This window comes from Microcoleus sp. LEGE 07076, assembly GCF_015207455.1.
In the GTDB taxonomy this organism is placed as follows: Bacteria; Cyanobacteriota; Cyanobacteriia; order Cyanobacteriales; family Microcoleaceae; genus Microcoleus.
The window spans coordinates 1-26313 of record NZ_JADEWV010000086.1 but is presented as its reverse complement, the minus strand read 5'-3'; the positions used below and the strand labels follow the sequence as shown (position 1 = coordinate 26313).

The window sequence follows — 26313 nt, the reverse complement described above, 5'->3', positions numbered from 1 at the left end:
AGTATGGGTTCAATTATTTCCCATTCTGAATCCGTTAGACTGCTACAATAAGGCATGGCTGCTGCTGGATAATGCTTTTGCGGTCACGTTATCACAACAACGTAAAAGATGTCAAATGGGTTCTATACAAAGATGTCAGAAAAATAATTTTTACCGAATACTTGACATCCCATAATTAAAACGCCATACTCAAAGCACAGCTAAAACAAAATATCGCATTCAAAATTAAGGAATGTTGATTGAGTCGTCTTAGCTACAGCGGTTATAGAACTCAAACGAGTTTCTAGCACCCCGTTGAGCGGAAATTAAATCTAATGTCATTTTAACAAGTTGATGAAAGCTTGACAAAATCGAAACATCATTGAGTTAAATTTCCTTTCAACGGTGTGCTACTAAACTCCTTTGAGTTCTGTAAACCCTGTAGCTAAGACGCTAATCAAATCCTACAAAATCACAGTATTTTGTGGTAACAGATTGTCTTGTGCCGAGATGTTCATTTTTGAGCAAATCCACAGACAACGTTCCATTAATGCTAGATGCGAGATATGTCGAGGCTGTCGAGTCAACCTCTTTGTAGGACACAATCAAATGACGGACAATCATCGAACCTCAAACCAATCGACCGACCAACAGCAAGCTTTAGTTTCCATTTATTGGGATTATCAGAACATCCCAACTATCACAATAGCCAAAGATTTATTGCTCTTTGGTAGTGGATTTGGATATGTAGTCAACCGAAAAGTTTACGACAATTGGAAACAGAGAAATCAGGCAGCACAAGTAACTTTGCGCTCTCAAAATTTTGAATGTTTTCATGTATCTCAAAACATCAAAAATGCTGTAGATTTTCATTTGTCAGCCGACTGCTTTAGCGAGGCTTCAAATAGCCCGTACCGACACACATTTATTATTGTGTCTGGAGACGGCTACGGTGAAGTTTTGATTGACAAGCTGCACGACAAGGGGAAGAAAGTAATAATTCTTGCCCGCAAAGGTAATGATAATCACAATCTCAAAAAGCTTGCAGATCAATTTTACTTGATCGATGAGTTGCCAAAGTCGATCGAGACTTACAAACTAGCAGCATAAATATCCCTGAAATTCACCCCGCCGCAGATAGCAAAAATCCAGTTTATTTGATAAACTAGATGCTCCAAAGCAACCGCTATTTGCGGCTCCTTCATGTCCACATAACAACACCCAACTCCAAAAGCAATAACCATTACCAAACTCCCATGCGACCGACTAATCAAACACAAGAACTAGAAATAACCATTCCCGAATTCAACAATGAAAAACTGCTGCGCCAAGCCCTAACCCACCGTTCCTACGTCAACGAAAACCCCACATTCCGCGAAGAAGACAACGAACGCTTAGAATTTCTCGGCGATGCTTTGCTGACATTTCTCAGCGGCGAATATCTCTATCAGCGCCACCCAGAAATGGGGGAAGACGAAATGACTCGCCGCCGTTCTGCATTGGTAGATGAAAAACAATTAGCCAGATTTGCTACGGAAATTGCTTTAGACTTAAAAATGCGGCTCGGAAAAGGAGCTTATCGAGAAGGCGGGATTACAAATCCAAATTTGCTCAGCAGCACCTTTGAAGCATTTGTTGGTGCTTACTATCTCGACACGCAAGATATGGACAAAGTTCGCAATTTCGTGCAACAAATGTTTGATTCTGTGCCCGAAAATGTGGTGGAAACTCGATCGACTGTAGACTCGAAAAACCGATTTCAGGAGTGGGTACAAGCCAACGGTGACGCGACTCCGCCCAAATATGCGACAGTCCAAGCCGGAGGCACGCCCCACAAGCCGGAATTTCTCGCTAAAGTTTATGTTGGAGAGAAACTCTATGGAGAAGGTAAAGGTAAAAGTAAAAAAGATGCTGAAAAAAATGCGGCAGAAGATGCGCTAGCTAGACTGAAAAAACGCGGACTAATCTAAACTTTAAAATATCGGTAAAAACTACCAGCTTTTTTGTGCGATGACACAACGATAGCGCGCTTCCGCAACCAGGAGATAAACTCGTCTAATTAAGGACATAAACTACAATAAAATGCTGCTTAAAGCTAATCTTTCTTTCTGAGAGTAGAAGCTTTTTTAGCGATCTGAATTAAACCTTGAGGCGACATATATTTATCCACAGTGATGCGAGAAATGCGGTAGTTGTTTTTGAGTCTGTTTGCTCTGAAGAAATTGTCATTGTACAAAAAACCAGTTAAATGATATTTAGGCAAAATCTTTTCCACTTGTCTGTTTGATGCGCCGTAGGGATAAGCTATGTGAGCACCAATAATCTTATTCTTGTCCAAATCTCCCATACATTTTATCAATTCAGACTTAGATTTAGCAATTTCAAATTCTAATTCTTTTGCGGTAATTTGAGTGAAATTTTTGTGAGCAAAACCGTGAGATTGAACATCATAAAAACCTTTTTTATATCCGTCTCTTAAATCGTTACAAGTAGTGTGGGCTATAAAATATTTGCCCATATCCACACCTAAAAAGTGAGGATTGACAAATAACACAAATTTGCCTTTTTTATTGTGGAGTGCTGAAAGTTTTTCTAAGACGGGAAGTGCATTTACATGAACGCCTTTATACCCGTCATCAAAGGATATCATAATCGGTTTTTGACCCAATCTTTGAGCGGGGATTGGCTGAGACTTTTTGATAAAGTATACGTACAAGTCTTGAGATGATAATAACCAGTAGTTTTCTTTCATTATATATTCTAAAAATACTGAAAAATCTTGTTTGGTGTAGTCTATGGAAAAAGCAAGGCGCTTTGGTGGCAATTGGGCGGGATTGCGAGTGTCTACAATGTCGTGAAAACCGATTAAAGGGATTTTGATGAAATTAGATTCTACTGTCCAGCCAGAAATGCCTATACAGATGCCAAATATCAGGAATAAGTAGAGGGGTTTGGCTTTCTTTAGCAGCCGAAACATAAATTCGGTCGCAAAATTTATGTTTTTTGACAATTGCTGGAACTTCATAATTTATTTAGTAATTTGTGTGCTTTTTGTCTATACTATTAATAGAGGCAAATTCAGCTAATTGGACATTTTTGTGATATTTTTTGGGAATCTAGGTAGAGTGTGCGAGGCAGTGGGTCGATCGCCCAAATTGATTTCCCGATCGCACAATGCGCTAAGATCGTGGCTGGCGCGAGTGTTACCGCCGTCGATAGAGGGTTGCAATCGCAGAAATCCGTTGACGGGTGCGGAAGTGTCGATCGTACTTTTGGGAAATATAGCGAGCAATTCATGTCTACTCAAAACCCTACTACCTTAACTGTTGAAGCAGCACAGCAAATCCTCAAAGATTTTACTTGTCTGGATATGCAATCTGTAGCATCGCCGCTGCAAAAACAGGCGCTGCGTGAAGCGATTTTGCTGGTAGCAAGTTTGTCGGATTACCAAATGCTGGGAGTTTGCGCGGATTCGACGGCTGAGGGTTTTTTAGCTTTAGAAACTTATTTGAAAGCTTTGGGATATCAAGCTGTTTTAGATCCAAATGCTGGTTCTGCATTTACTGGTTCGGTTTATATTAAGTTCAATACTTTGAAGGGTTCCTATTATGTTGACGGTTATACCGGAACTTACCGGGGAGTTTTGGTGTCGTGCCAATTTTCCTCGGAAGATGGAGTTAGCGGGACTTACGGCCATTTACCTCTGGATTTATTTGTTGATTAATTTGTCAGGAGTCAGCAGTCAGTAGTCAGTAGTCAGTAGTCAGTAGTCAGTCGCTCAATTAAATTGAATAAAAAACCGACTGCGGACTAAGCTTTCGGGTGCGTCAGCCGATCGCCCCTCGATTCAGTCGAATCAAACACCGACTGACGCACCTTACTAAGATTCAATACGGTTCAGTTCAGCTCGATCCCCCCTTAGCTTGCCCCCTACTCCCCCTTAAAAAGGGGGGGACAAGAACTTACTGAAAGTCCCCCTTCTTAAGGGGGATGCGAGGGGGATCTCCGAGGAATAAATAGTTTTAACTGAACCTTATTGTACTAAGATTAACCTTTACCAACGATTAATTCTGCCTCTGGTTCAGGTGCTGTTTCTTCGGGTGGTATTCCCAAAATGTCGCTGTACAAATTGACATATTTCTTAGCAGAAATATCCCAGCCAAAATCTTCTTTCATGCCGCGCTGTTGCAGTTCTTTCCACTTATCTTTGTAGCGGAAACTTTCCCATGTTCGGATCATGCAGGTGAACAAGTCGAGGGGTTCGTAGCGATCGAAACAATAACCTGTACCAGTATTGTCGATCGGGTTATTGTGGGAAACTGTATCGACTAAACCGCCCGTGCGGCGCACCATTGGGACGCAGCCGTAGCGGAGGGCGAGCATTTGGCTGATGCCGCAGGGCTCGAAACGGCTGGGCATCAGGAAGGTGTCGCAGCCTGCGTAAACGCGACGGGAGAGGGCTTCGTTGTAGAGCAATTGGGTGGACATCCGACCGGGATAGCGGGCTGTCATTTGCCAGAGTTGGGTTTCGTAGTATCGATCGCCGGTTCCGAGTACAATAAACTGAGCGTCGGTATAGGCCATGAACAGATCGAGCATTTGAATGATCAAATCCAATCCTTTCTGTTCTACCAGCCGCGTCACCATGCCGATTAAAAAGGCACCTTTATTCACTTCCAAACCGACTTCTTCTTGCAAGGCAATCTTGTTTGCTGGGCGCTTTTCTAGCGTATCAACACTGAATTGTTGGTGCAGGTACTTGTCAGTTGCTGGGTTGTAAGATTCTGTATCAATTCCGTTCAAAATGCCAGATACTTTACCGCCGATGTAAGACAGCAAACCTTCCAAAGTTTCCCCGTAAGCTGCGGTTTTGATTTGCTCGGCGTAAGTGGGCGAAACTGTATTTACGCGATCGGCAAACTGCACTGCCGCAGCCATTGTATTGTGACCTTGCATATACCAAGGGCACCAAGTCATCTGCTCCAAACGCCACCGCCACGGCCCTTGATAAGCTAAATTGTGAATAGTAAAAACCGTGCTGATATCGGGGTCTGGGTTCATCCAAACAGGTATCATTCCTGTATGCCAGTCGTGACAGTGAATAATTTGGGGCTTCCAGTAATTCCAGGCAAATTCAGCAGCAGCATTAGCAAAGAAAGTGAATCTCCAATCTTCATCTAAACCGCCGTAAATGCGACGCGGCAAGAAAGATGGATGTTGCAATAAGTATAAAGGTACATCGGTTCCCGACAAAACACTTTCAAAGACGGAGAAGTTTTGAAACATGGCCGCCCCATTCCAAACAGGTTTTTTGGGAACGTCCATTTTATCGGGAACGAAACCGTAGTAGGGCATAAAGATGCGGACATCGTGTCCCATGCGCCGCAGAAATTTAGGCAAAGCACCGACGACATCGCCCATACCGCCCACTTTGGCGAGGGGCGCTGCTTCGGCAGATACAAATAAAATACGCATTATTTTGTTGTGTTCCTTGAGATTGTTAGTCTAGATTAAGTTTAAATGGCGATCGGCACAATATTAACGCGCCGTCCAAAAACAAGTATAAATGTGAGTTGCTGTAACGATCGCAGTTTGATCGAGAATACGATCGCCCGGATGCCATCTGCGTCGCTGTGCGGTGAAAAAAAGAGCGATCCTCTTCGTTAGCGCAGCCCCCGTAGTAGCGGGCTTCGCCAACGCCCGGAGTCACCTCCCACGACAATTTTCACCCTCCAATCAAATTTATCTGTCACTTTCTCAGTCACCGCAAACATCAAAATTTCTATGCAGTTTTCTCACCTTTACACATTAGTAAAACTGCACGCAAAGCCATCAGTAAGTAATTGAGGAAATGGCGATCGCCCTTTGCATCCCGCCTCAAAAAAAGTGCGATCCAATAGCTGCAAGCTTCGCCAACTCCCGACTAATTCGGAGAATCGTCCTCAAAAGTTTCTTCAAATCCCGCTAAAAAGTCATCCAAAGCCACAGAGGCGATCGCCAAATTAATACTATCAGCATCTTCCCCTCCCCACGTATTCACCCCAACCACTTGACCTGCCATATTAATCAACGGCCCGCCGGAATTTCCCGGATTAATCACCGCATCAGTTTGCAACACCGTCATCTCAGCAACACCATCATCATCTTCATCCACTTCCTCATACTCCTCCGGTTCGCGAATTGCACTAATAATACCTTGAGTTACAGTTGCAGCAAACTGTCCCAAAGGATTACCGACCGCAATTACTTGATCGCCCACTTTCACATCAAAACACAACTCTAGTGGAGGATATTCTTGGGGAGATTCCACTTGTTCCCCTGTGTTCGGATCGAAGGTAAAATCGCTAATTAAAAGTAATGCTAAATCTTCTTCGACATTGCCAGTAAACACCACCTCCGCCAATCTCAACTTTCCGTCATTAGTTTCGACTAAAACCTGTTCCACTTCATCTTCTTCATACAAGTAATCTTCCTCCGCAATATCTTCAACAACGTGATAGTTAGTGACAATTATGTCCGGCGATACAAAGAAGCCGCTGCCCGAAGAAATGTCTTGTTTTGTATCCCAATCCATCACGTAAATAGAAACTACGGAGGGCAAGACTTGCTCGACGACATCCGAAACAATTCCGGCTTGAGTTTTAAACTCTTTCAATTGCTGTTGCAAAGCTTTTTGGTCTGCCTGCATTTTGCGATAAAGTTCCTGAACTTTTTTCAATTCAAGCTTTAATTGAGTTGCTCTAGCGCTCATATTTTGCCTTTCCCTGAAATAGGTTGCTGATTTATTTTGAATGTTTGATTGTAGATTTTGGATTGGTATGTTCACAATAATCAGACTGAGACCAAAGAAACCTGGTTTCTCCGAAAATTCCTGGGCTTTACACCCCGGCATCCATCTATAAACCTAGTTTCTCAACAGCAGTCTTAAATTAATCAGATTTTTTTGAAATCACCCGCAATTTTATCTTAACTTCCCCTCAAAAATCTACAAACATACTGCTACTTTACTTGATTTTCCAAAAGCGAACCGCCAGTTATTTTTTTTTCATAAAAGGCGATATTTCGCGTTGAAAAGCATTGACAAATAAATGCAGGCTTGGTTTAGGAACCGCGTTTAACTTCGACAAATATTTCCTCCAGAATTTCACTGGCTCCCTGTTGGCGCAGGCGGTTAGCGAGGTCAATTCCCAGCATTTCAGCATTCTCGGCCGCGCCGGAAACAGTATCTTTGACGAAGCGATTGCCGTCAAGACTCGACACCATTCCGGTTAAGGTTAACTGACCGTTTTCTATTTGGGTATTGACGCCGATGGGTACTTGACAGCCACCTTCTAATTCCCGCAAAAATGCGCGTTCGGCATAGCATCTTTGGGCCGTTTCCGAATGTTCGAGAGCTTTAATAACTGCCATGATTTCTGTGTCTCCGGCGCGGCATTCGATGCCCAAAGCACCTTGTCCGACGGCGTGAAGGGAGATTTCAGCAGGGATAATTTGGTGGATGCGATCGCCCATTCCCAATCTTTCGAGTCCGGCAACTGCTAAAATAATCGCGTCGTAACCGCCATCATCTAATTTAGCGAGTCGAGTATTGAGATTGCCGCGAATATCTTTAAATTCAAAATGAGGGAAATGATGCCGCAGTTGAGCCAACCTCCGCAGCGAAGAAGTGCCGATTACGGAACCTTCGGGGAGGGTGTCTAGTTGCTTGTCTTTGTGCTTGGAGTGCACTACTAGAGCGTCAGCGGGATTTTCCCGTTCGGTGACGCATCCTAAAATTAAACCTTCGGGCAAATTGGTAGGCAAATCTTTGAGGGAATGAACGGCAAAGTCCGTTTCATTGTTAATCATTCCCGTTTCTAATTCTTTGGTAAAAAGTCCTTTGTCGCCGATTTTTGCGAGGGCGACATCAAGAATTTTGTCGCCTTGCGTGGCCATCGTGTGGACTTCAAATGTGTGTTCCGGGAAGTGTTTTTGTAGCTGTTCTTGCACCCAGTGGGTTTGCACGAGAGCGAGTTGGCTTTTGCGGGAACCGATGCGAACGGTTCGGGAGGGGGCGGATGTGGTTGGGGACATAAGATCGATCGGAGGATAGCTTGAAATCAGCCAATATATTCACCTGATCTAGCCTACCGCAGGTGGGGACTTTAATTGCTGGTTGGCACAATTCGGGCGATCAAATAGAAATATCAGATTTTGACCCTAAGCAGCAGCGAGTCTTGATCAAGTTTCCCATGCTGTACGGGGCTTAACTTGTCTGAGTTTGACGGGATTCCGAAGCCCCGTGCAGCCGATGATGTCAGATTTATACCAAATCCGGGTAACATACCCCCTTTACGATCGAACCGCTTTCGAGGCCAAGAGCGCCAAGAGAAGAGGAAACAGAAGAGTCTGAAGATCAAGGGGATGACTAACCCGGATTTGGTATTACCTGGCCTGGCTGCCGATGAATCTGGTTGGCACCAGGAGTTAGTTCAGCAGCCGCGAGAAAGAATTGACTCACAGGTTGCCGGATTTGGGGAGATAAATGTGGCGGTGAGGGGAAAAGGGCGATCGAATAGCTTACCATAAAAAGTTAAATTGTCAAATTACCAAAATCCTAAAAACATGAAAAGTGCTGTTGACGTAGCTCGTTACTTTTTATGCCGTGTCGATAGAGAAGCAGGCGATACTATTTCTGGGCTGAAACTGCAAAAGCTTGTGTATTATGCACAAGCTTGGAGTTTAGTCTTTAGAGACCAGCCGCTATTCGATCGAGATATTGAAGCTTGGGTTTCTGGCCCCATTGTCCGCGATGTTTGGGATGAGTACAAAGCTTACAAATATGGCGATATTCCCGCTCCCAATAATTTTGAAGGAGAATTTGAGGAAGATGAAATCGAGGTACTCGAAGAAGTTTGGAATGCTTATGGAGAATTAAGTGCTAAACATCTTGCAGAATTGACGAAATCAGAGACACCTTGGCTCAACGCCCGCAAAGGATTAGAACCTGCGGAAACATCAACTCAAATCATTTCGCGCGAGGATATGAAATCCTGCTATGCACCTTTGGTGGAGGCGTAACTGGGGAAAAAAAGTCAAATACCAAAGCCATCTCAAAAAAAGCAACAAAGCAGAATTCCAGAGCAAGCAACTCAGTTAAATCGACCAAGCAGTACAGATGACGAGCATCCTAGCTTCAGATTCACTTATGCAGACAAAAATCGTTGGTTTCTATCTGACTGGACATCATCAGAAATCAATGACCTAATTGAAGGACTCAAGAAAATTGAGAAATATACTTGGGGTCAAATCAAAGGTCACGGCTCAAAAAAACGAGGTGAATCAGTGGGAACGGGTTATAAGCTGATTAACATTCATCCGACTTTGCCTGACAATATTCCTGAAGATGAGAGATTATCAGAAATGCGAATTGATGAGAAAAAACGGATATTTGGGTTTCGCGTTCAGTCTGTTTACTACATCATTTGGTTTGACCGCAATCATTCAGTTTGTCCCGAATAAAGTTTATGAGGAATGAAAATATCGATTCCCTAGGATGCGGGAACGCGCGCGCGGACTTGTTCCCTTTCCCCGCAAAATTTAACGTTGTCCTGCTTGAAGTGCAGAATTTGCTATCCGAACAACATCTGACTGCCGTCCATTTTTCTTCGTGACTCGGTACAGCACGCCCAGCCTTTGCCACTCAACAGAAGCAGTGCAGTAAGCACCGCAACTATTGAAATAAATTCCCCTCATTCTGCCCGCTAATTCAATGCTTCTGAAAGTATCCCTCGGCAATTGCGAAGGAGGCGAAAACGGTTCGTTTCTTTTAGCTTCGATTGTGCCGAAAGCACAGGCTCCCCCGCGGCATCCTTTGCCTAAATATATTTCAACAATGTAACCGTGGGAGCCAGCTTGCACATCAAAATCAAGTTGCTCAGTGTCAGGTAAAGGAAGTATATTAGGAACAAAAACAGGCACTCGCGTTTTGCCTTTGATTTGCCGAACAATGTTGCTCGCCGGAAAACGAAGGTTAGCTCTATCTGCACTTGAATTATCAAGAATTGGGGGAAACTTTTCGACAAATTTTTTCCACTGCAAAACTCTATTTTTAGAGACGTTCAAAGTAGGAATTAAAAATCTTTCTACAGCAAGAGAGGGGCGGCCGTCTTTCTGATTGAAGTTGCGGCGAATCACTGTAGTTTGCGGTTTGCTCAACCCGTAAGCTGAGGCGATTTCGCGGGCGAGATTGCAGCTAATTTTGAAGCGTCCCATCTCAATGTTGCCATTTTCGATTTCATAAGACCAATCGTAACCGACAGAAGTGCGATCGCGATCGCACAAAAAATGAGAAATCTCAAACATCTTGGCAATATGAACGTCGTACAACCGCAACTTCTGGCGATCGGCCGATTTTTCAGGTTGGCGATCGGGTACAATAAATTGTAAGGATTGCCAGCCATCTTTAGAAGTATAATTAAACCAGCGAATTTCTGTAATCGACGCTTCTGTGTGGGCTGCAGCTGAGTAGGGTGTCAAAAGTGCGAGCGTCAAAACAGCAACCGCACCAGCAAAAATCGCCCCAAATAGCCATCTTCCCCTCATCCTAATTTCCCTCTAAACAAGCATAAAAAACCATATTACATTCTTGTACGGGTGAGTGTCCGTTAACATTTACCGTACAATAACCGTAAGGTGCGCCCGCGCACCCTACATAATTAGTTACTTCATCCCATCCTGCAAAACTTAACGCTTTCCTGCTAAAATAGCAGAACTTGCTATGAAATTTAAATCCGATTCCCGTCCATTTTTAATTGATACAGTATACATAAATCCCTGCTTTTTCCACTCAATCGATGCTGTACAGTAAGCCCCGCAACCGTTGTGAAAAACTCCTGTAACTCCCCCGGCAAGTTTAACATTTTTTAAAGTCTTAGTTACCCCTTCTAACTTCGTAGAAAATTCACCCCCTTTTTTAGCTCTAACTTCCCCAAAAGTACAAGCTCCCGCACCTCGGCAATCTGCTGTATAATCCATAGAAATAGTATAGCTGTCTGCTTTCGCTTGGGTTTGATAGTAAAGCTTCTGAGAAATAGGCAGCCGACTCGGAATAAAAATTGGCACTTGTGTTTTGCCTTTTAATTTTGCCAAAATCTGACTTACCGGCACAGCAGTACCCGCTACAGCCACAGATTTTGTTTCCGGCAACTGCTGCGACAATTCGCACGCACCAAAAACTCGCGATACAGGTACTAAAGCAGTCAATACAAACGCAGAAGCCGCCAAAACTAATAATTTATTGTTCACTGTTTTTTCCCTCAATGTTAAAAGAGTCCAGTTTTGCGCCCGAGCGCATTCGCATACTATTTACAACGATACTCCAAAATACAAAAATCACAATCTGGATTCAGGAAAAAAGTTAGTTTAATTTTTGTTTACAAAACTCCTAAAATATACACTTATCCCTCAAATAAAGAAGACCACAGATTTAGGAGTCAAAGGTGGAACTGCAAGAGTATTTATGCCAGAAGTGTTGAACGCTTATTGATAGGGTTCTGAAAATAGACATACGAATCCTATAAACTACTAATTTTAGCAATTGAAAACAAGTTCCTTAAACCAGTGAATATAGCTGATTTTCTCACAGACAAAAGCCTGTAACTATCGTAGCTTATCTAACAGTTTATTCCCCATATAATCGGGAGATTCAGCCAACTAAAGCAACAAATAACAAACAAAAAATGCATAAACTTGTATCCTAATGACTTTGGTGTTTTAGTAATTAAACGAGCCAATTTTAAAGGCATCTTTAAGAATTTCCACAGCAATTCAATCTGCCATCGTCTTCGATAATATTCTCCAATTTCTTCATGGGTGTATGCTATTTCTCCTGATTCAGGCAAATTAGTCACAAACCTAAATTCACTCCGTGTTTCTCAATCCGAAAAGGTCACTAATCTTACTTGGAGTTTTCGTTGACCACTCCACCGTTCACAAGTTCCATCCTGGTTAATGTTGATAGTATAATTGTTCTTAATTCGTAGTACAAAATATTGATTTTATTTTTCGAGCAATGCTTGAACGCGTTCAGAACTAGAAAAACCTCTATTCATTACAGCGAATTTATTTTGAGGTGTGGCTGCTATGGTTTCATCGACCTACTGACTGTCATGACCTTTGCCACAATGAATGTGTACTCCATCAATCATTTCCTGTTTATTGTCCGTTCCAGCAAATAATTTTACTTGATGGTATTCCTGTTGCCATAGTAATTTACTTGTTAAGGTAACTATCGTTGAATTTAATGCGAATAAACTCATCCTATTTCGCTCAATTAATTGACGCTTTACATCCGATTGCAATCTTTCAAAAATTTTTACAAAATATCAGTATCTCTATGTTTCCTAGCCTTTGAAAACCTTGATATATCTAGGAAAATACCTCTACCGTTTAAACAGTGCAGGGCGAACGCATAGTATCGAGAATTTGGTCAAAACTCAACCCTAGCCAGCAGGAGACAAATGTGAAGCTATCTAAAACAGGAGCATCATCTTTGGGTAAATGGGGAGATATCGTTTGACAATTTTGGGGAAGTTAGAAAATAGCATTTCAGTTAGTTGTTGATATTTTATGGCTCTATGATTATACATCTAGCTGCAAAATCGGCAATTTTTTTGATCATTCAACACTTCTGAATCTATCCTTTTCTAAGAAGTGGGAAAATCACAGGGGCGCGATTTGGAATTTTATTCATCATGACAACGCTTCTTTGCCTGCGCGTGCATCCTTTCCTTTTTAGGACTACCCGTTTTTCTACAGGTAGTGCCGAGAAACCAGCGTGTCCTTATTTGAAACCCCTGATTAAAATTATGGGGTTACCAAAACCCCACACGCTACCGCCACACCTTCTTCAGTTTGGTTTAATTCCGATTGCTTGGACAACTTATTAAAGTGTTGTTCAACTGCTTTTATTACATAAAAACTGTCAATTGTTGTGTTTTTTATTTCTGATAGTTTAAGCCACTTCCTAAGTCTTGGAGGGTTTCAAAATTCCATCCGTTGGCTGCACTAAACGCCTCTAATACTTGCACTTGGCGCACTAAATCTTCTTTCTGGTCGCGACTAGAAACTCTGGCGCAGTTGACAGTGATGCGATCGCCAGAGCTGATTCAACTCTCCGGGCGTAATGTGTTTGATATCGGTTAAGAAAAATTTCCTTTGACCCAAAGGTGAACGCTGGCGATCGAATTTTTGCTGAATCTGCCCGCATCCTGAAACTTATGACTCAGATGCCTAGTTCTTTGGCAGCGTCTCCGATACAGATTGTCATCGAATTTCGCTGATGCTAGTTTCTGCAGCAGACTGCGCTCCCTGATCCGATCGTTCCACAAGAAATGACCAGGGGCGATCGGTACTTGACGCTACAATTCTCGACTCGACAGCCGCTCGAACTCCTCAATTTTGTGTGAGGATCTAAAATTCCCCTAAAGTTCCACCCCCTTTGGCAAAACCCTTCCTAAGATAGAAGTTAGGGGCGATCGGTCTAACAACCGATTCAGGGGCCAGTGTCAAGCGCCTGAAAAGCCCAAACTAGCGAGCCGCACTTCCAGGGAGGTTATCAAAATCATGGTACAAGCGCCGACAGGAGAAACCCGTCTGGGTCCGATCGAGCAGGTGCAAGCCTTAAACCGCGATTGCACGACTCTATCCCGTCACGTACTCCAGCAACTCCACAGCTTTAGTGCAGATGCTCAGGATCTCAGCGCCCTAATGAATCGCATCGGACTAGCTGCCAAGCTGATCGCGAGGCGACTGAGTAGGGCCGGATTAATGGAAGATGCTTTAGGTTTTACCGGGGGTGTCAACGTCCAGGGAGAATCCGTCAAAAAGATGGATGTCTATGCCAATGAAGTATTTATCTCCGTATTCCAGCAAAGCGGACTTGTCTGCCGCTTGGCTTCGGAGGAAATGGAAAAACCCTACTACATTCCCGAAAACTGTCCGATCGGGCGCTACAGTCTGCTCTACGACCCCATAGACGGTTCTTCCAATCTTGACACCAATCTCAATGTCGGTTCCATCTTCAGCATCCGCAAGCAAGAAGGAGATGATGCAGACGGTTCGGCCTCGGACTTGCTGCAACACGGACACAAACAAATTGCCGCCGGCTACGTACTCTACGGCCCGAGTACCATGCTGGTTTATTCGATCGGGCAAGGCGTTCATTCCTTCACCCTCGACCCCAGTTTGGGCGAATTTATTCTCGCAACCGAAAACATTCAGACACCTGAAAGTGGCCCGGTTTACAGCGTTAATGAAGGCAACTTTTGGCAGTGGGAAGAATCTTATCGCGATTATATTCGCTACGTACACCGCAATCAAGGCTACAGCGCCCGGTACGGCGGGGCTTTGGTGGGAGATTTCCACCGGATCTTATTTCAGGGAGGCGTGTTTTTGTACCCCGGAACGGTGAAAAAACCCGAGGGCAAATTGCGCTTGCTTTACGAATCGGCTCCTTTGGCTTTTTTGATGGAACAAGCCGGCGGGCGGTCTAGTACCGGCCTTCAAGACATCTTAGACGTAGTGCCGACTCAACTGCACGAACGCACTCCCTTGATTATCGGCAGTAAAGAAAATGTAGCCCTGGTCGAGTCTTTTATTCAAGATCGATCGCGCAACCCTCGCACAATCCAACAGTAGACCTGCATTGCCTTCATTCGCTTTCCAATCAGGAAATAATCTGCGTTCATCTGCCTTAAATCTGCGGTTGTACCGATCGAACATTTAGGCAATTGTTCGTTTCGCAAAGCAAGTTATGCAACGGATGTAACAGATGTAACGGATAGATGGATGGAAGAATGTTTTAATGGCAAATTGCCAATTTTTAATTCCCAATTATCAAATTGTAGGAGCAAAAGTAATGACGAAAACCACAACGAATCACCTGTTAGAAATTGAACAAATTGGCCAAAGTATTTGGATGGACAATTTGACTCGCAATCTGATCGAGTCCGGCGAACTCAAACAGATGATTGAAAGTCGGGGACTGCGGGGGATTACATCTAATCCGGCGATTTTCGAGAAAGCGATCGCGGGCAATGTAATTTACGATGCGGATATCGAAGCAGGCATCCGGGCGGGAAAATCTGTGATGGAGATTTACGAATCTCTCGTATTTGAAGATATCCGCAACGCTTGCGACATCTTCGCCCCGGTTTACGCAGAGTCGAAGGGTTTGGACGGTTACATCAGCATCGAAGTGCCGCCGACGATCGCCAACGATACAGAAAGCACGATTAGCGAAGCCATGCGCTATTACAAAGCCCTCGGCAAGCAAAACGTGATGATTAAGATTCCCGGAACCGCTGAAGGGTTGCCCGCAGTGGAACGAGTCATCAGTGAAGGAATTAACGTTAACGTCACTTTGCTGTTCTCGGTTGACAGCTACGTCGAAACCTTCTGGGCTTACATTCGCGGTTTGGAAGCGCGGGCGGCTAAAGGTTTGGATGTGAGCAATATTGCTTCAGTTGCCAGTTTCTTCTTGAGCCGGATCGACAGCAACATTGATGGCAAGATTGACGAGAAACTCAAAAACGTTACCGATATTTCCACCAAAGCCAAACTGGAGGCCGTGAAGGGGAAAGTGGCGATCGCCAATGCGAAAGTAGCTTACCAGAAGTATAAAGAGATCGTAGCGAGCGATCGCTGGCAAGCTTTAGCTGCCAAAGGAGCAAAAGTGCAGCGCTTGCTGTGGGCGAGTACCAGCACCAAAAACCCCAACTACAGCGATGTCATGTACGTCGATGAATTAATCGGCCCCGACACGGTGAACACTTTGCCCCCGAACACCGTGGAAGCTTGTTTCGACCACTGCGATGTCGCACCCCGGATTGAGAGCAACGTAGAAGAAGCTTACACCCTGCTCGAAAGTCTCAAAGATCCAGACATCGACATCAACTTGGACAATGTGATGGCAGACTTGCTCTTGGACGGGATCGAGAAATTCGTCAGCCCCTTCCAATCTTTGATGGATTCCTTGGAAGAGAAAGTTAAGAAACTCGCACCCGTCGCCTAGACAGATATCTGTATCCTTGAAGGCAGAAGCATTTAGGAGTCGGAATAGATAATTATTTTGGCTCTGGAGTACCCAGTTTTCAACCCGGAACCGGGAAAAAATGACACCAATTGGTGACAAAAATCCTACAGAGTAATATCAAGGATATTTGGCTCTGGAGTGCCCAGTTTTCAACCCGGAACCGGGAAAAAATGACACCAATTGGTGACAAAAGTCCTACAGAGTCAAATCAACTATGATTTTCGGTTGTAAACTGCCCAGTTTTCGAGTCCGAACCGGGAAAAAATGACACCAATTGGTGACAAAAGTCCTACAGAGTCAAATCAACTATGATTTTCGGTTGTAAACTGCCCAGTTTTCGAGTCCGAACCGGGAAAAAATGACACCAATTGGTGACAAAAGTCCTACAGAGTCAAATCAACTATGATTTTCGGTTGTAAACTGCCCAGTTTTCGAGTCCGAACCGGGAAAAAATGACACCAATTGGTGACAAAAGTCCTACAGAGTCAAATCGATTCCCTCCTCTAGGAGGAATCCTACCAGAGGCTTTAACTCGAATCCTCCATCTCCTACCAATGAGGAATTGCTATGCAGACTACCAATACCTTACTAAAGAGCGAGTATGCTATTGCGGAACTTGATGTCACTGAACGGATCAGGCTTCAAGAACTAGAATCCATTGTGGAACATGGACTTCAGACCTTTTACGAAGTTGGCAAAGCCCTTGATGAGATTCGAGAACATAAACTGTACCGTGAAAGTCACAAAACTTTTGAGGCTGATTGCCGGGACAACTGGGGCATAGGAAGACGGACAGCAGATCGATTTATTGCAGCAGCGCAGGTAATCGAAAATTTGAGACCAATTGGTCTCAAATTTCCTACAAAAGAAAATCAAGTCCGTCCGCTAGCAGGATTACCCCCAGAGTTACAACTCGAAATCTGGCAAGAGGCTTTGGAGTTATCGCCCAATGGTATGCCCACTGGTGCAGCAGTTCAGCGCTTGGTGGATGAACGATTTCCTTCAAACGGAAACGGGCGAACGCCTAAAGATAGTGATTCTGAACTGGAGAAGTTGCGATCGGACAATCAGCGCCTTAGAGAGGAAATCCGAGAGCAAAACAGAGAGAGGGAGCGCCGCGCTGCTGCTGTGGCGTTGGAGTTGGAGCAGTTGCGAGCCGAAAACAGGCAGTTGAAAGCTGAACTGCTACAGCGCGATCGAGATTGGGAGATCCGTCTGGCGGTTGAAAGGAGAAAAATTCGAGAGGAAGTTAGGGTGGAACTAAAGGCAGAATATGAAGGACAGATTAATTCGCTCACCGAACAATTAGCGGAAATGACAAAAAACTATCAAGCTGTATTGGCAAGACTCACAGCTTTAGAAGGAGCAAAATAAAAATGGTTGCAATACTTGAAAACCCACTTCGCGTCGGTTTGCGAAAAGAACGAGTGCCGGAACCACAAATTCTGGTCATCTTCGGAGCCTCCGGGGATCTCACCCAGCGCAAACTGGTACCAGCAATTTATCAGATGAAGCGCGATCGGCGCTTGCCACCGGAAACTACTGTCGTGGGAGTAGCCCGTCGCCCTTGGAGTCACGATTACTTCCGAGAGCAAATGCGCGAAGGCGTGGAAGAATTTGGCGGTGGCATTGGGAATCAAGAATTTTGGGAAGAGTTTGCTCAGGGTTTATTCTACTGTCCGGGCGACATTGACAACCCCGAAAGCTATCAAAAACTCAAAGCTTTCCTAGAAGAACTAGACCAACAAAGAAGAACCCGCGGCAACCATATATTTTATCTTTCGGTTTCTCCGAATTTCTTTCCCGAAGCGATTAGGCAATTGGGGGCGGCTCAAATGCTGACAGACCCTCTAAAACACCGCTTAGTAATTGAAAAACCTTTCGGCCGCGATTTGAGTTCGGCAAAAGCTCTCAATCGAGTAGTGCAGAAGGTTTGCCAAGAACAGCAAGTTTACCGGATCGACCATTATTTAGGTAAAGAAACTGTTCAGAATCTGATGGTGTTCCGATTTGCCAACGCGATTTTTGAGCCACTGTGGAACCGCCAATTTGTCGATCACGTACAAATTACAGTGGCAGAAACAGTAGGGGTAGAAGACAGAGCCGGTTACTACGAATCTTCTGGGGCGTTACGGGATATGCTACAAAACCATTTGATGCAGATTTTTTGTCTGACGGCGATGGAACCGCCAAACTCCCTAGACGCTGACAGTATCCGCACCGAAAAGATGAAGGTGCTGCAAGCAACACGCTTGGCTGACTTGCAGAACTTAGAGAATTGCGCGATCCGCGGTCAGTATTCTGCTGGCTGGATGAAAGGCAAACCCGTGCCGGGATACCGCACGGAACCGGGGGTGAATCCTAACTCGATGACGCCAACGTTTGTGGCGATGAAATTTACGATCGACAACTGGCGCTGGCAGGGAGTGCCTTTCTACTTGCGGACGGGGAAGCGGTTGCCGAAAAAAGTTAGCGAAATTGCGATTCAGTTTCGCGAGGTGCCACTGATGATTTTTCAGTCGGCGGCCCAACAAACTACTCCTAACGTTTTGACGATGCGGGTACATCCCGATGAAGGGATTTCCTTGAGGTTTGAGGCGAAAATGCCGGGGCCGGATTTGCGGACGCGGACGGTGGATATGGATTTCAGTTACGGTTCCTCCTTTGGGGTGACTTCTTCGGATGCTTACGATCGACTTTTGATTGATTGTATGTTGGGCGATCAAACTTTGTTCACCCGTTCTGATGAAGTAGAAGAAGCTTGGCGGGTGGTAACGCCGGCGCTGATGGCGTGGGAAGCACCGAGCGATCCGGCACTGGTTCCTCAGTATGAAGCTGGTACTTGGGAACCTGCGGAGGCAGAACTGCTAATTAATCGAGACGGCCGTAAGTGGCGCAGACTTTAAGAGTTATTGGTTATTAGTTATTGGTTATTCAAAAACTGACAACTGACGACTGACAACTGACAACTGACAACTGACAACTGACAACTGACGACTGACAAATAAAAAAGGAGAAAAAACCGATGACAATGACACCGATGAAAGCTCCGCCTCTGGTTTCGCTACAAAGTCCTAAAGATGTTTCGATCGACCAAATAGAGGCTGAATTGAGTCAAATTTGGGAAAGTTACAGAGAATCTGGGTCAAAGGGAGATTTTCCGATCGCGACACGGGCAACAACTTTTACGTTTGTAGTCTACGAACCGGAAGAAACTCAACAGTTATTGGCGGATCTGGGGTTTTACAACGGGCCGGTGGACGGTATTACCGGGCCGATGACAGCATCTAGCATCAGGGCTGCTCAAAAAGCTTATGGACTGCCGAGAACTGGCAAAGCTAATGCTGAATTGCTGGACACTTTGCGGGAAGAAGTGGCTCGCAAAAATTCCCAGGGCGAGCTTTTGGGGCCGAGTGGTTTTGGTTCGGGGGGTTCGGGGGTGGCTGACGCGATCGTGGCTGCGAATCCCTGCCGGATTATTGCTCTGTGCCCGACGGCGGGGGAAGATACGGGGGTGCAGGCTCAAGTGGCGGCTTACTGTCCGGTGCACAAGCGCGGGAGCGGCAATCTGATCTGCTGCGAGTATATTACGCTCAGGGGTACGGAAGCTGCTTTGGAACGGGTGAGCGCGATCGTGACGGCGCTGACGATTTCGGAGTTGCCGACGTTGCTGTGGTGGAAGGCGAATCCGGATGCCGATCGAAGTTTGTTCCAACGGCTGGCGGCAACTAGCAGTTCTGTGATTATTGACTCTAGCAGCTTTGCCGAGGATGAAGCCGAGTTGCTGTTGATGCAAAGTTTGATCGAGGAAGGAATCCCGATCGCGGATCTCAATTGGCGTCGGTTGGCGGCGTGGCAGGAGTTAGCTGCTGAGGCTTTCGATCCGCCGGAACGTCGGGCGGCAATTCGGGAGATTGATCGAGTGACGATCGATTACGAAAAGGGAAATTCTACTCAAGCACTGATGTATTTGGGCTGGCTGGCTAGCCGGCTTGGGTGGCGTCCGGTTGCTTTCAAACAGGAGGAGGGCGATTACCAAATCAAGCGAATTAAATTCGTCGGGACTGACGAACGGGTTGTGGAAGCGGAGTTAGCTGCGATTCCTACTGCTGATACGGGGGATGTCCCGGGCGATTTGATTGCTCTGCGTTTGAATTCTACGAACGAAAATGCTGATTGCGGTACGGTTCTGTGTTCGGAAACGGGGGGCTGTATGCGGATGGAAATGAAAGGGGGTGCTCAGACCGATCGATTTAACCAGGTGACCCCTCTGTTTGACCAAGTGACGGAACAGTTGCTGGGCCAGCATTTGCAGAGTTGGGGCCGGGATGTACTTTACGAAGAAAGTTTGGCTGTGACGGCTCAAATGCTGAATTTGTCAAGTAGTCAGTAGTCAGCAGTCAGTAGTCAGTAGTCAGTAGTCAGTAGTCAGTAGTCAGTAGTCATTGGTAGCTACTCACAAATAACAACAGCAAACTCGCTACTGACTACTGACTAATAACTAATAACTACTAATAACTAATAACTAATAACTAATAATTAATAACTAATGGCTTTAGTAATTTCGGGCGAACGCAGCGGTGCGGGAAAGACTACTGTAACGATCGCCCTTTTAGCTTATTTAATCCGTCGCGGCTTGAATGTTCAATCTTTTAAGGTGGGCCCGGACTACATCGATCCGATGTTTCACGCTTTTGTTACCGGCCGCCCCTGTCGGAATTTAGACGCGATATTAACGTCTGAATCTTACGTGCAGAATTGTTTTTACCGTCACGTTCAAGATGTCGATTGTGCCTTAGTTGAAGGGGTAATGGGACTATTTGATGGTGTGAATCAAAGGAAGAAATCAACCCTCCCCTACAGATCCCAAGGGGGGAAAGAAGCAGGAAAAGAACAACACAATTATGATTTTTCTTTTGCTTCTACGGCTCATGTTGCTTCTTTGCTGAATTTGCCAGTATTGTTGACGATCGATTGCAGTAGACTTTCTGGTTCTGTGGCGGCGATCGCCCACGGTTTCCGCTCTTTTGACAAAAACCTGAATTTTGCTGGTTTGGTGTTGAATCGGGTGGCTAGCGATCGACATTTGCAGCTACTTACAGATGCTCTGGAACCGCTCAATTTACCGATTTTGGGTGTTTTGCGACGGGATGAGGCTGTGACTATTCCCGATCGACATTTGGGTTTGATTCCTGCTGAGGAGTTGCCGAATCTTAGTGCTGCGATCGATAAGTTGGCTGATTTGGCTGCTGTGGCTTTTGACTGGGAAAAACTCTTGCCAATGCTGGCTGCTACTTGTGATGAGGGGGGTGAGGGGTCTGAGCAACTTTTGGGTAGATACAGTCTCCCTTACCTCAGTGTAACTAAAAAAAATGATCATGTCAATAGTTTGGGAAAACAATTTGGAGTGAGGATTGCGGTGGCGCGCGATCGGGCTTTTAATTTTTACTATCAGGACAATCTGGATTTGTTAGAAGAGTTGGGGGCGGAGTTGGTGTTTTGGAGTCCGGTTGATGATGCTTTGTTTCCTGACAATGTGCAAGGGTTGTATTTTGGGGGCGGTTTTCCTGAAGTTTTTGCGAAGGAGTTGAGCGGTAATGTGCTGATTCGAGAGGCGGTAAAAAGTGCGATCGTTGCAGGAATGCCGACTTATGCCGAATGTGGCGGTTTGATGTACTTATGCGATTCCATTGTAGACTTTGATGGCAATTCTTGGCAAGGGGTGGGAGTTGTGAAATCTACTGCTGCGATGGGAAAGCGCTTGACTTTGGGGTATCGAGAAACTGTGGCGGTGAGGGATAGTTGTGTGTTAGTTGCTCTTGATGAGGTTTGGGGGCATGAGTTTCACCGATCGCACTTAACTGTAGAACCGACTAATCCAGTTTATCACAGTTGGAGGTATGGTTCGCGGGGGGAAGTTGAGCAGGTTGGTGAAGGTTGGGGAGTTTATCAAGTTCATGCGTCTTATTTGCACTTGCATTGGGGGGCGAGGCCTGATATTCCGCGTCGGTTTTTGCAGCGGTGTGCTGAGTTTGATTGTAAGGGTGTTTTGGGGGTTCGAGGGAATTAGATTTTTTTAACCGCAGAGGGCGCAGAGGGCGCAGAGAAGAGAAGAGGAGAAGTTACTGTATTAAAATGTTTTTGATGAAATGAGTGAGGAGATGTTGGGATTTATGGGTACATCAGTTTCAATTAAGCGATTGTCGGCGCAATGGGTAACATCAGATGATTTTCGGAGTTACGGTCAAGTTGTTTCTGCGAGTTTTGATGGTAAGTCTTTTGATGCTGAGGATGCTGTGTTGAATTTGCAAAATGGCTTTCCTAGATTCTACATTATGCGGCTGTCAAATCAAGGTCGCAAGTTTGGTAAAATTACGCGGCACGTTCAATGTACTCAGTGTTTGGGTTCTCTGGAAGGGAAGGATTGGTTGATTGCTGTGGCACCTCCTGGTGAGGCTGATAAACCGAGTTTAGAGGATATTGTTGCTTTTCGGATTCCTGGTAATTGTTTTATTAAGTTGGAAGTAGGAACTTGGCACGCTGGGCCTTATTTTGATGCAAATTATATCGATTTTTATAATCTCGAATTAAGCGATACGAATGTAGTCGATCATTTTAGCTATGATTTTGTGAAGAATCACAAGCTAGAATTTGAGATTGGTTGATTTACCTGCATGATTCAATTAGGAGAAGCGCTCTGGTTTGGTATGTGATTTCGTGGGGAAAGTTGGTGGCGGAAACTGAACCTGCTAAAATGATTTTTTATTCTGTTTAACAAACAATAGTTGAAACTGTTAAATTGTGCATCAAGGTGCTATTCCCGATGATAGTCCGAGAAGTTTGCAGGAGCAACTTCTGTTACAAGATGCTAAAGCTAGCGTCGGTAAGCGAATTCAAGGCAGTGCAGATAAGCTGTTGGGAGATGCTTCCCGATTGGTTGCTAATTATGGAGGCGAAGTCGGAGATTGGGTTAAAATGCTTAGTGTCCAAATCGCAGTAATTGAGGGAGCCGTTGTTGAGGTACATTGGTTCAGAAATAACGAGACTGCTCAAACTGTTGAGTTTAAATTTAAACGTACATATCCTAAAGCTGTCTCCAAAACTTTGTAGTTATAAAAAATATGAAAGTTCGCTGTATTGCCAATACAGGTGATGCTCTCCCTGAAAGTTACCTCAAGCCTGAGTTCTATTTCACGAAAGAGGTGGAATTTCCCCTAACGCTTGGCAAGGAATATGTTGTTTACGCTCTTTACCAATCGCAGGGTAATGTTTGGTACTATGTCTGTGATGATAACTATACCTATTATCCTATGCAAAATCCGTCACCGCTGTTTGAAGTGGTTGACAGTAGAGTTTCTAAGTATTGGCGGTTTGAAATAGCGCCAAATGGGCTGTTAGAGATTGCTTTTGAGCAGTGGTTTACTGACCTTTATTTTTATGATAAGCTGACGGATCAGGAAGAGGCGAAGGTTGAAGTTTTTGAGAGGGTTAAGGAGTTGATGGATGCTGAGGATTTTGATTTGCCTCCGCTGGATGTGGCTGTTGAGAAGTTGCGGGAAACTGTCAGTGTTTGAGTGGAAAAGTGCGATAGTCAATTAATTTTGTTAACCAGCTTGACTAAGATAGCTTGACATGGTATCAAATATGAAGCATCAGAATTTCTTGAAAAAAAATGGACGATAAAATTGAATCTAATAATAACTATGAGACAGCCGGTGATGATGATGTTCTGTTATTCGAGGAAGCTACTTTTATTGTGCGCCGATTTAAAGAGCTAGCCGCTAGCAAGTTTACTAAGATAATTGAGATTTATGTAGAAAGGGGGGATATAGTCCGAGGAAAATGATGGATTGGATGAGTGAAATGTGTATTAATGAAGAGACGAAAATTATGGGAGGGGATATAAAATGGAACTCCCCTACAGAAGGAATCGATTGTCAAATCCTCAAAATAGGTTCTAAGGGTTGGCAAAAAGGAAAGGTTCAAATCGAAGTTAATAAAAATTTTAAGTCTGGGGAAACACAGACATTTATAAAGTTTTGTCCTGATGAACTACCAGAGAAAAAATCACCTCTTGATGATATCAGACAATCAGAGGAATACAAAAAACTGAGCAATAACAACTGACAGCCCGATCGCCATTACAATACAATAGTCGCTCGCACCTATATCTGAACCTTAATTTTTTAACCGCAGATGAGGGCGGGATGTACGCGGATGAACGCTGATGTTGTTTGGGATGGACTAATGATAAATATAGAAGAATATGTCGATCGCACCGCTGAACTGATAAACTTACCCTTAGACCCAGAACATCGGCCGGGTGTTGTGGTAAACTTCGAGAGGATAGCTGCGATCGCCCGACTCGTTACTGAGTTTCCTTTACCCCCAGAAGTAGAAGTCGCGCCGGTGTTTGAACCTTAGTTTTTTTAACCGCAGATGAGGGCAGATGAACGCGGATGAACGCAGATGTTTTTTAGAGAAGGCTGACGCGGTTGCTACGGCAGCGGCGGTTAAAAGCGGTAAGATTACGGCTACAGCGTCGGTAAGCGCGGCTTTGGAACGGATTGCTGTTGCTGATCGCACTTTTAACTGTTTTACTAATGTGATGCTCGAAAGTGCGCTTGCCGATGCCAAAAAAATAGATAATGCGATCGCAAATCATCAAAATCCAGGCCCTTTAGCAGGGGTTCCCTTCGCCGTTAAAAACCTCTTCGACATCGGCGGAATTACCACCCTAGCTGGGTCAAAAATCAACGCTGACAACCCTCCGGCGACCCAGGACGCGGGGGTGGTCGCTCTACTGAAACAAGCGGGTGCAATCCTTGTAGGTACGCTGAACATGGATGAGTACGCCTACGGTTTCGTCACGGAAAATAGCCATTACGGCCCAACTCGCAACCCTCACGATACTGCGCGCATCGCCGGCGGTTCTAGCGGCGGTTCGGCTGCTGCGGTGGCTGCGGGTTTGGTACCCGTTACTTTGGGTTCGGATACTAATGGTTCCATCCGCGTGCCCGCTGCTTTGTGCGGTATTTTTGGGTTAAAGCCTACTTACGGCCGTTTGTCAAGGGCCGGTGCTTTTTTGTTTTCGGGCAGTTTAGATTGTGTGGGGCCGTTTGGGCGATCGATCGGAGACATCGCGCTGCTGTACGATATTATGCAAGGGCCCGACGATCGCGACCCAGTTTGCACTCAACTCCCGCCAGAACTTTGTTCGCCGCAGTTAAATCAAGGTATCGCAGGATTGCGAATTGCTGTTGCTGACGGGTATTTCGCTACAGGGGCCGAACCTGAAGCAATGGATGCTGTAGAAATAGTTGCCAAAGCCTTGACAAATATCTTAAATTGTGGTATGGAGTCAAAAAAAACAGCGATAAACCCCTCAAAAAAAATCGGGGGGCTTGAAACTGTTAGCATACCGGAATCCGATCGCGCTAGGGCGGCGGCATTTATAATTACTGCTTGCGAGGGGGGAAACTTGCATTTGGAGAATTTGCAGTCGCGCCCTCAAGACTTCGATCCTTCCACGCGCGATCGTTTTTTGGCTGGAACCTTGATCCCCGGGACTTGGTACGTGCAAGCCCAGAGATTTAGGCAGTGGTATCGAGATCGAGTTCGCGAAATATTCCAACATATAGATATCATTCTCGCACCCGCAACTCCGATCGCGGCTCCTGAAATTGGCGTGGAGAAAATGGTAATAGCCGGAAAAGAAACAATAGTGCGCCCCAATCTGGGACTGTTCACCCAACCTTTATCATTTATAGGCTTGCCCGTTCTTTGCGTGTCCGTACAGCGGCCCGGCGCTTTGCCATTGGGGGTGCAAATTATCGGTGCTCCCTACAGCGAAGCGGTGATTCTCCGAGTCGCTGCGGTACTAGAATCGCAAGGCATTATATCTGCCGAATCAATTTAGTGCTATTTCTAGGGTTTGTTGTTGCGGTGGAAGCGTCTCTTAGTCCTTCTGGCAATAGCTTTGCGCTTCTGCTTTTCGAGGGGGGTTTCAAAGTGGCGGTGTTTTCTCATGTCGGGGAAAATTCCCGCTTTGGAAACTTGTCGCTTAAACCGTCGCAGGGCTGACTCAATCCCTTCATTTTCGCCGATTACAACTTGGGTCATTCTTTCTCCTTTTTGTTGGTCAGGTCAATTTTTATCATATCAAGGTTTCTGGCGGCGCGACTTGTTGGATGTCGGGCGATCGGCCAAAAACCTTAAAATTATACCAAATCCGCTGCTAAGTTGTTGCGCTTCTAGAT

At 45.1% G+C, this 26313-nt stretch carries 28 protein-coding genes and 1 pseudogene; 19 read left to right on the top strand and 10 right to left on the bottom strand.

Annotated elements, in window-relative coordinates; all coding sequences use genetic code 11:
* Nucleotides 1-588 precede the first annotated feature (588 nt).
* The gene (locus IQ270_RS15760) at nucleotides 589-1089 is read left to right on the top strand and encodes an NYN domain-containing protein (protein ID WP_193974110.1); all 501 of its coding nucleotides are present in this window, start codon (nucleotides 589-591) and stop codon (nucleotides 1087-1089) included.
* 146 nt (nucleotides 1090-1235) lie between these two features.
* On the top strand, nucleotides 1236-1949 hold the full coding sequence (rnc, locus tag IQ270_RS15755; RefSeq protein WP_193974109.1) for a ribonuclease III: 714 nt from the start codon (nucleotides 1236-1238) through the stop codon (nucleotides 1947-1949).
* Between the two features lie 125 nt (nucleotides 1950-2074).
* On the opposite strand, the gene IQ270_RS15750 is transcribed toward rnc, so the two are convergent.
* Nucleotides 2075-3004 (bottom strand): polysaccharide deacetylase family protein, encoded by a 930-nt coding sequence (locus tag IQ270_RS15750; protein ID WP_193974108.1) that lies wholly within the window; start codon nucleotides 3002-3004, stop codon nucleotides 2075-2077.
* A gap of 102 nt (nucleotides 3005-3106) precedes the next feature.
* Between IQ270_RS15750 and IQ270_RS15745 the strand changes: the two genes are divergently transcribed.
* A complete protein-coding gene (locus tag IQ270_RS15745; RefSeq protein WP_339384184.1) occupies nucleotides 3107-3703 on the top strand; it encodes a DUF1824 family protein in 597 nt (198 codons plus the stop codon).
* Between the two features lie 323 nt (nucleotides 3704-4026).
* On the opposite strand, the gene glgA is transcribed toward IQ270_RS15745, so the two are convergent.
* The 4 genes from glgA to hemC all read right to left on the bottom strand — a co-directional run bounded on the left by glgA (nucleotide 4027) and on the right by hemC (nucleotide 8052).
* Nucleotides 4027-5454, bottom strand: a complete 1428-nt coding sequence (gene glgA, locus IQ270_RS15740; protein ID WP_193974107.1) for a glycogen synthase GlgA — start codon at nucleotides 5452-5454, stop codon at nucleotides 4027-4029.
* A gap of 25 nt (nucleotides 5455-5479) precedes the next feature.
* The gene (locus tag IQ270_RS15735) at nucleotides 5480-5701 is read right to left on the bottom strand and encodes a hypothetical protein (protein ID WP_193974106.1); all 222 of its coding nucleotides are present in this window, start codon (nucleotides 5699-5701) and stop codon (nucleotides 5480-5482) included.
* Between the two features lie 201 nt (nucleotides 5702-5902).
* Nucleotides 5903-6730: a S1C family serine protease gene (locus IQ270_RS15730; RefSeq protein WP_193974105.1), complete on the bottom strand. Its 828-nt coding sequence runs from the start codon at nucleotides 6728-6730 to the stop codon at nucleotides 5903-5905.
* Between the two features lie 350 nt (nucleotides 6731-7080).
* Nucleotides 7081-8052, bottom strand: a complete 972-nt coding sequence (gene hemC / locus IQ270_RS15725) for a hydroxymethylbilane synthase (protein WP_193974104.1) — start codon at nucleotides 8050-8052, stop codon at nucleotides 7081-7083.
* Nucleotides 8053-8229: 177 nt separating this feature from the next.
* Between hemC and IQ270_RS15720 the strand changes: the two genes are divergently transcribed.
* The 3 genes from IQ270_RS15720 to IQ270_RS32320 are packed head-to-tail and all read left to right on the top strand — an operon-like array spanning nucleotide 8230 to nucleotide 9480.
* The gene (locus IQ270_RS15720) at nucleotides 8230-8547 is read left to right on the top strand and encodes a hypothetical protein (RefSeq protein WP_193974103.1); all 318 of its coding nucleotides are present in this window, start codon (nucleotides 8230-8232) and stop codon (nucleotides 8545-8547) included.
* A gap of 36 nt (nucleotides 8548-8583) precedes the next feature.
* A complete protein-coding gene (locus IQ270_RS15715; RefSeq protein ID WP_193974102.1) occupies nucleotides 8584-9039 on the top strand; it encodes a Panacea domain-containing protein in 456 nt (151 codons plus the stop codon).
* The gene (locus IQ270_RS32320) at nucleotides 9040-9480 is read left to right on the top strand and encodes an MAG6450 family protein (protein WP_368670123.1); all 441 of its coding nucleotides are present in this window, start codon (nucleotides 9040-9042) and stop codon (nucleotides 9478-9480) included.
* Between the two features lie 78 nt (nucleotides 9481-9558).
* On the opposite strand, the gene IQ270_RS15705 is transcribed toward IQ270_RS32320, so the two are convergent.
* From IQ270_RS15705 to IQ270_RS31120, 4 genes and pseudogenes are all read right to left on the bottom strand, one after another.
* Nucleotides 9559-10563 carry a hypothetical protein gene (locus tag IQ270_RS15705; RefSeq protein ID WP_193974100.1) on the bottom strand — a complete coding sequence of 335 codons (1005 nt, stop codon included), beginning with the start codon at nucleotides 10561-10563 and terminating at the stop codon, nucleotides 9559-9561.
* Nucleotides 10564-10704: 141 nt separating this feature from the next.
* Nucleotides 10705-11265, bottom strand: coding sequence for a hypothetical protein (locus IQ270_RS15700; protein ID WP_193974099.1), 561 nt, complete (start codon nucleotides 11263-11265; stop codon nucleotides 10705-10707).
* A 368-nt stretch (nucleotides 11266-11633) separates the two neighbouring features.
* Nucleotides 11634-11870 carry a transposase gene (locus IQ270_RS32315; RefSeq protein WP_193974098.1) on the bottom strand — a complete coding sequence of 79 codons (237 nt, stop codon included), beginning with the start codon at nucleotides 11868-11870 and terminating at the stop codon, nucleotides 11634-11636.
* 1092 nt (nucleotides 11871-12962) lie between these two features.
* Nucleotides 12963-13106 (bottom strand): annotated as a pseudogene (locus tag IQ270_RS31120) (recombinase family protein); the annotation flags it as partial.
* Between the two features lie 478 nt (nucleotides 13107-13584).
* Here IQ270_RS31120 and fbp point away from each other — a divergent pair.
* From fbp to IQ270_RS15630, 13 genes are all read left to right on the top strand, one after another.
* On the top strand, nucleotides 13585-14658 hold the full coding sequence (gene fbp, locus IQ270_RS15685) for a class 1 fructose-bisphosphatase (RefSeq protein WP_193974097.1): 1074 nt from the start codon (nucleotides 13585-13587) through the stop codon (nucleotides 14656-14658).
* Nucleotides 14659-14878: 220 nt separating this feature from the next.
* Nucleotides 14879-16033, top strand: coding sequence for a transaldolase (tal, locus tag IQ270_RS15680; RefSeq protein WP_193974096.1), 1155 nt, complete (start codon nucleotides 14879-14881; stop codon nucleotides 16031-16033).
* A gap of 588 nt (nucleotides 16034-16621) precedes the next feature.
* The gene (locus tag IQ270_RS15675; protein ID WP_193974095.1) at nucleotides 16622-17428 is read left to right on the top strand and encodes a hypothetical protein; all 807 of its coding nucleotides are present in this window, start codon (nucleotides 16622-16624) and stop codon (nucleotides 17426-17428) included.
* A gap of 2 nt (nucleotides 17429-17430) precedes the next feature.
* The gene (zwf, locus tag IQ270_RS15670; protein WP_193974094.1) at nucleotides 17431-18960 is read left to right on the top strand and encodes a glucose-6-phosphate dehydrogenase; all 1530 of its coding nucleotides are present in this window, start codon (nucleotides 17431-17433) and stop codon (nucleotides 18958-18960) included.
* Between the two features lie 119 nt (nucleotides 18961-19079).
* On the top strand, nucleotides 19080-20447 hold the full coding sequence (opcA, locus tag IQ270_RS15665; protein ID WP_193974093.1) for a glucose-6-phosphate dehydrogenase assembly protein OpcA: 1368 nt from the start codon (nucleotides 19080-19082) through the stop codon (nucleotides 20445-20447).
* 156 nt (nucleotides 20448-20603) lie between these two features.
* On the top strand, nucleotides 20604-22124 hold the full coding sequence (locus IQ270_RS15660) for a cobyrinate a,c-diamide synthase (protein ID WP_193974092.1): 1521 nt from the start codon (nucleotides 20604-20606) through the stop codon (nucleotides 22122-22124).
* 103 nt (nucleotides 22125-22227) lie between these two features.
* Nucleotides 22228-22719: an ureidoglycolate lyase gene (locus IQ270_RS15655; RefSeq protein ID WP_193974091.1), complete on the top strand. Its 492-nt coding sequence runs from the start codon at nucleotides 22228-22230 to the stop codon at nucleotides 22717-22719.
* Nucleotides 22720-22855: 136 nt separating this feature from the next.
* The gene (locus IQ270_RS15650) at nucleotides 22856-23164 is read left to right on the top strand and encodes a hypothetical protein (protein WP_193974090.1); all 309 of its coding nucleotides are present in this window, start codon (nucleotides 22856-22858) and stop codon (nucleotides 23162-23164) included.
* An 11-nt stretch (nucleotides 23165-23175) separates the two neighbouring features.
* Nucleotides 23176-23628, top strand: a complete 453-nt coding sequence (locus IQ270_RS15645) for a hypothetical protein (RefSeq protein ID WP_193974089.1) — start codon at nucleotides 23176-23178, stop codon at nucleotides 23626-23628.
* Between the two features lie 98 nt (nucleotides 23629-23726).
* The gene (locus IQ270_RS31115; RefSeq protein ID WP_228056409.1) at nucleotides 23727-23900 is read left to right on the top strand and encodes a hypothetical protein; all 174 of its coding nucleotides are present in this window, start codon (nucleotides 23727-23729) and stop codon (nucleotides 23898-23900) included.
* The gene (locus tag IQ270_RS31110) at nucleotides 23897-24181 is read left to right on the top strand and encodes a KGK domain-containing protein (protein WP_228056408.1); all 285 of its coding nucleotides are present in this window, start codon (nucleotides 23897-23899) and stop codon (nucleotides 24179-24181) included. Before IQ270_RS31115 ends, IQ270_RS31110 begins: the two co-directional genes overlap by 4 nt.
* 120 nt (nucleotides 24182-24301) lie before the next feature.
* The gene (locus tag IQ270_RS15635) at nucleotides 24302-24478 is read left to right on the top strand and encodes a DUF4089 domain-containing protein (RefSeq protein WP_193974111.1); all 177 of its coding nucleotides are present in this window, start codon (nucleotides 24302-24304) and stop codon (nucleotides 24476-24478) included.
* A 25-nt stretch (nucleotides 24479-24503) separates the two neighbouring features.
* Nucleotides 24504-25973: an AtzE family amidohydrolase gene (locus tag IQ270_RS15630; protein ID WP_193974088.1), complete on the top strand. Its 1470-nt coding sequence runs from the start codon at nucleotides 24504-24506 to the stop codon at nucleotides 25971-25973.
* An 8-nt stretch (nucleotides 25974-25981) separates the two neighbouring features.
* Here IQ270_RS15630 and rpsU read toward each other — a convergent pair whose 3' ends face one another.
* Nucleotides 25982-26176 carry a 30S ribosomal protein S21 gene (rpsU, locus tag IQ270_RS15625; RefSeq protein ID WP_006632476.1) on the bottom strand — a complete coding sequence of 65 codons (195 nt, stop codon included), beginning with the start codon at nucleotides 26174-26176 and terminating at the stop codon, nucleotides 25982-25984.
* Between the last annotated feature and the right edge of the window lie 137 nt (nucleotides 26177-26313).

Excerpts from the sequence above, each read along its gene's own strand:
- IQ270_RS15760 (WP_193974110.1), top strand. The coding sequence starts at position 589 with ATGACGGACAATCATCGAACCTCAAACCAATCGACCGACCAACAGCAA.
- rnc (WP_193974109.1), top strand. The coding sequence starts at position 1,236 with ATGCGACCGACTAATCAAACACAAGAACTAGAAATAACCATTCCCGAA.
- IQ270_RS15750 (WP_193974108.1), bottom strand. The coding sequence starts at position 3,004 with ATGAAGTTCCAGCAATTGTCAAAAAACATAAATTTTGCGACCGAATTT.
- glgA (WP_193974107.1), bottom strand. The coding sequence starts at position 5,454 with ATGCGTATTTTATTTGTATCTGCCGAAGCAGCGCCCCTCGCCAAAGTG.
- IQ270_RS15730 (WP_193974105.1), bottom strand. The coding sequence starts at position 6,730 with ATGAGCGCTAGAGCAACTCAATTAAAGCTTGAATTGAAAAAAGTTCAG.
- hemC (WP_193974104.1), bottom strand. The coding sequence starts at position 8,052 with ATGTCCCCAACCACATCCGCCCCCTCCCGAACCGTTCGCATCGGTTCC.
- IQ270_RS15715 (WP_193974102.1), top strand. The coding sequence starts at position 8,584 with ATGAAAAGTGCTGTTGACGTAGCTCGTTACTTTTTATGCCGTGTCGAT.
- IQ270_RS15705 (WP_193974100.1), bottom strand. The coding sequence starts at position 10,563 with ATGAGGGGAAGATGGCTATTTGGGGCGATTTTTGCTGGTGCGGTTGCT.
- fbp (WP_193974097.1), top strand. The coding sequence starts at position 13,585 with ATGGTACAAGCGCCGACAGGAGAAACCCGTCTGGGTCCGATCGAGCAG.
- tal (WP_193974096.1), top strand. The coding sequence starts at position 14,879 with ATGACGAAAACCACAACGAATCACCTGTTAGAAATTGAACAAATTGGC.
- IQ270_RS15675 (WP_193974095.1), top strand. The coding sequence starts at position 16,622 with ATGCAGACTACCAATACCTTACTAAAGAGCGAGTATGCTATTGCGGAA.
- zwf (WP_193974094.1), top strand. The coding sequence starts at position 17,431 with ATGGTTGCAATACTTGAAAACCCACTTCGCGTCGGTTTGCGAAAAGAA.
- opcA (WP_193974093.1), top strand. The coding sequence starts at position 19,080 with ATGACAATGACACCGATGAAAGCTCCGCCTCTGGTTTCGCTACAAAGT.
- IQ270_RS15660 (WP_193974092.1), top strand. The coding sequence starts at position 20,604 with ATGGCTTTAGTAATTTCGGGCGAACGCAGCGGTGCGGGAAAGACTACT.
- IQ270_RS15655 (WP_193974091.1), top strand. The coding sequence starts at position 22,228 with ATGGGTACATCAGTTTCAATTAAGCGATTGTCGGCGCAATGGGTAACA.
- IQ270_RS15645 (WP_193974089.1), top strand. The coding sequence starts at position 23,176 with ATGAAAGTTCGCTGTATTGCCAATACAGGTGATGCTCTCCCTGAAAGT.
- IQ270_RS31115 (WP_228056409.1), top strand. The coding sequence starts at position 23,727 with ATGGACGATAAAATTGAATCTAATAATAACTATGAGACAGCCGGTGAT.
- IQ270_RS31110 (WP_228056408.1), top strand. The coding sequence starts at position 23,897 with ATGATGGATTGGATGAGTGAAATGTGTATTAATGAAGAGACGAAAATT.
- IQ270_RS15635 (WP_193974111.1), top strand. The coding sequence starts at position 24,302 with ATGATAAATATAGAAGAATATGTCGATCGCACCGCTGAACTGATAAAC.
- IQ270_RS15630 (WP_193974088.1), top strand. The coding sequence starts at position 24,504 with ATGAACGCGGATGAACGCAGATGTTTTTTAGAGAAGGCTGACGCGGTT.
- rpsU (WP_006632476.1), bottom strand. The coding sequence starts at position 26,176 with ATGACCCAAGTTGTAATCGGCGAAAATGAAGGGATTGAGTCAGCCCTG.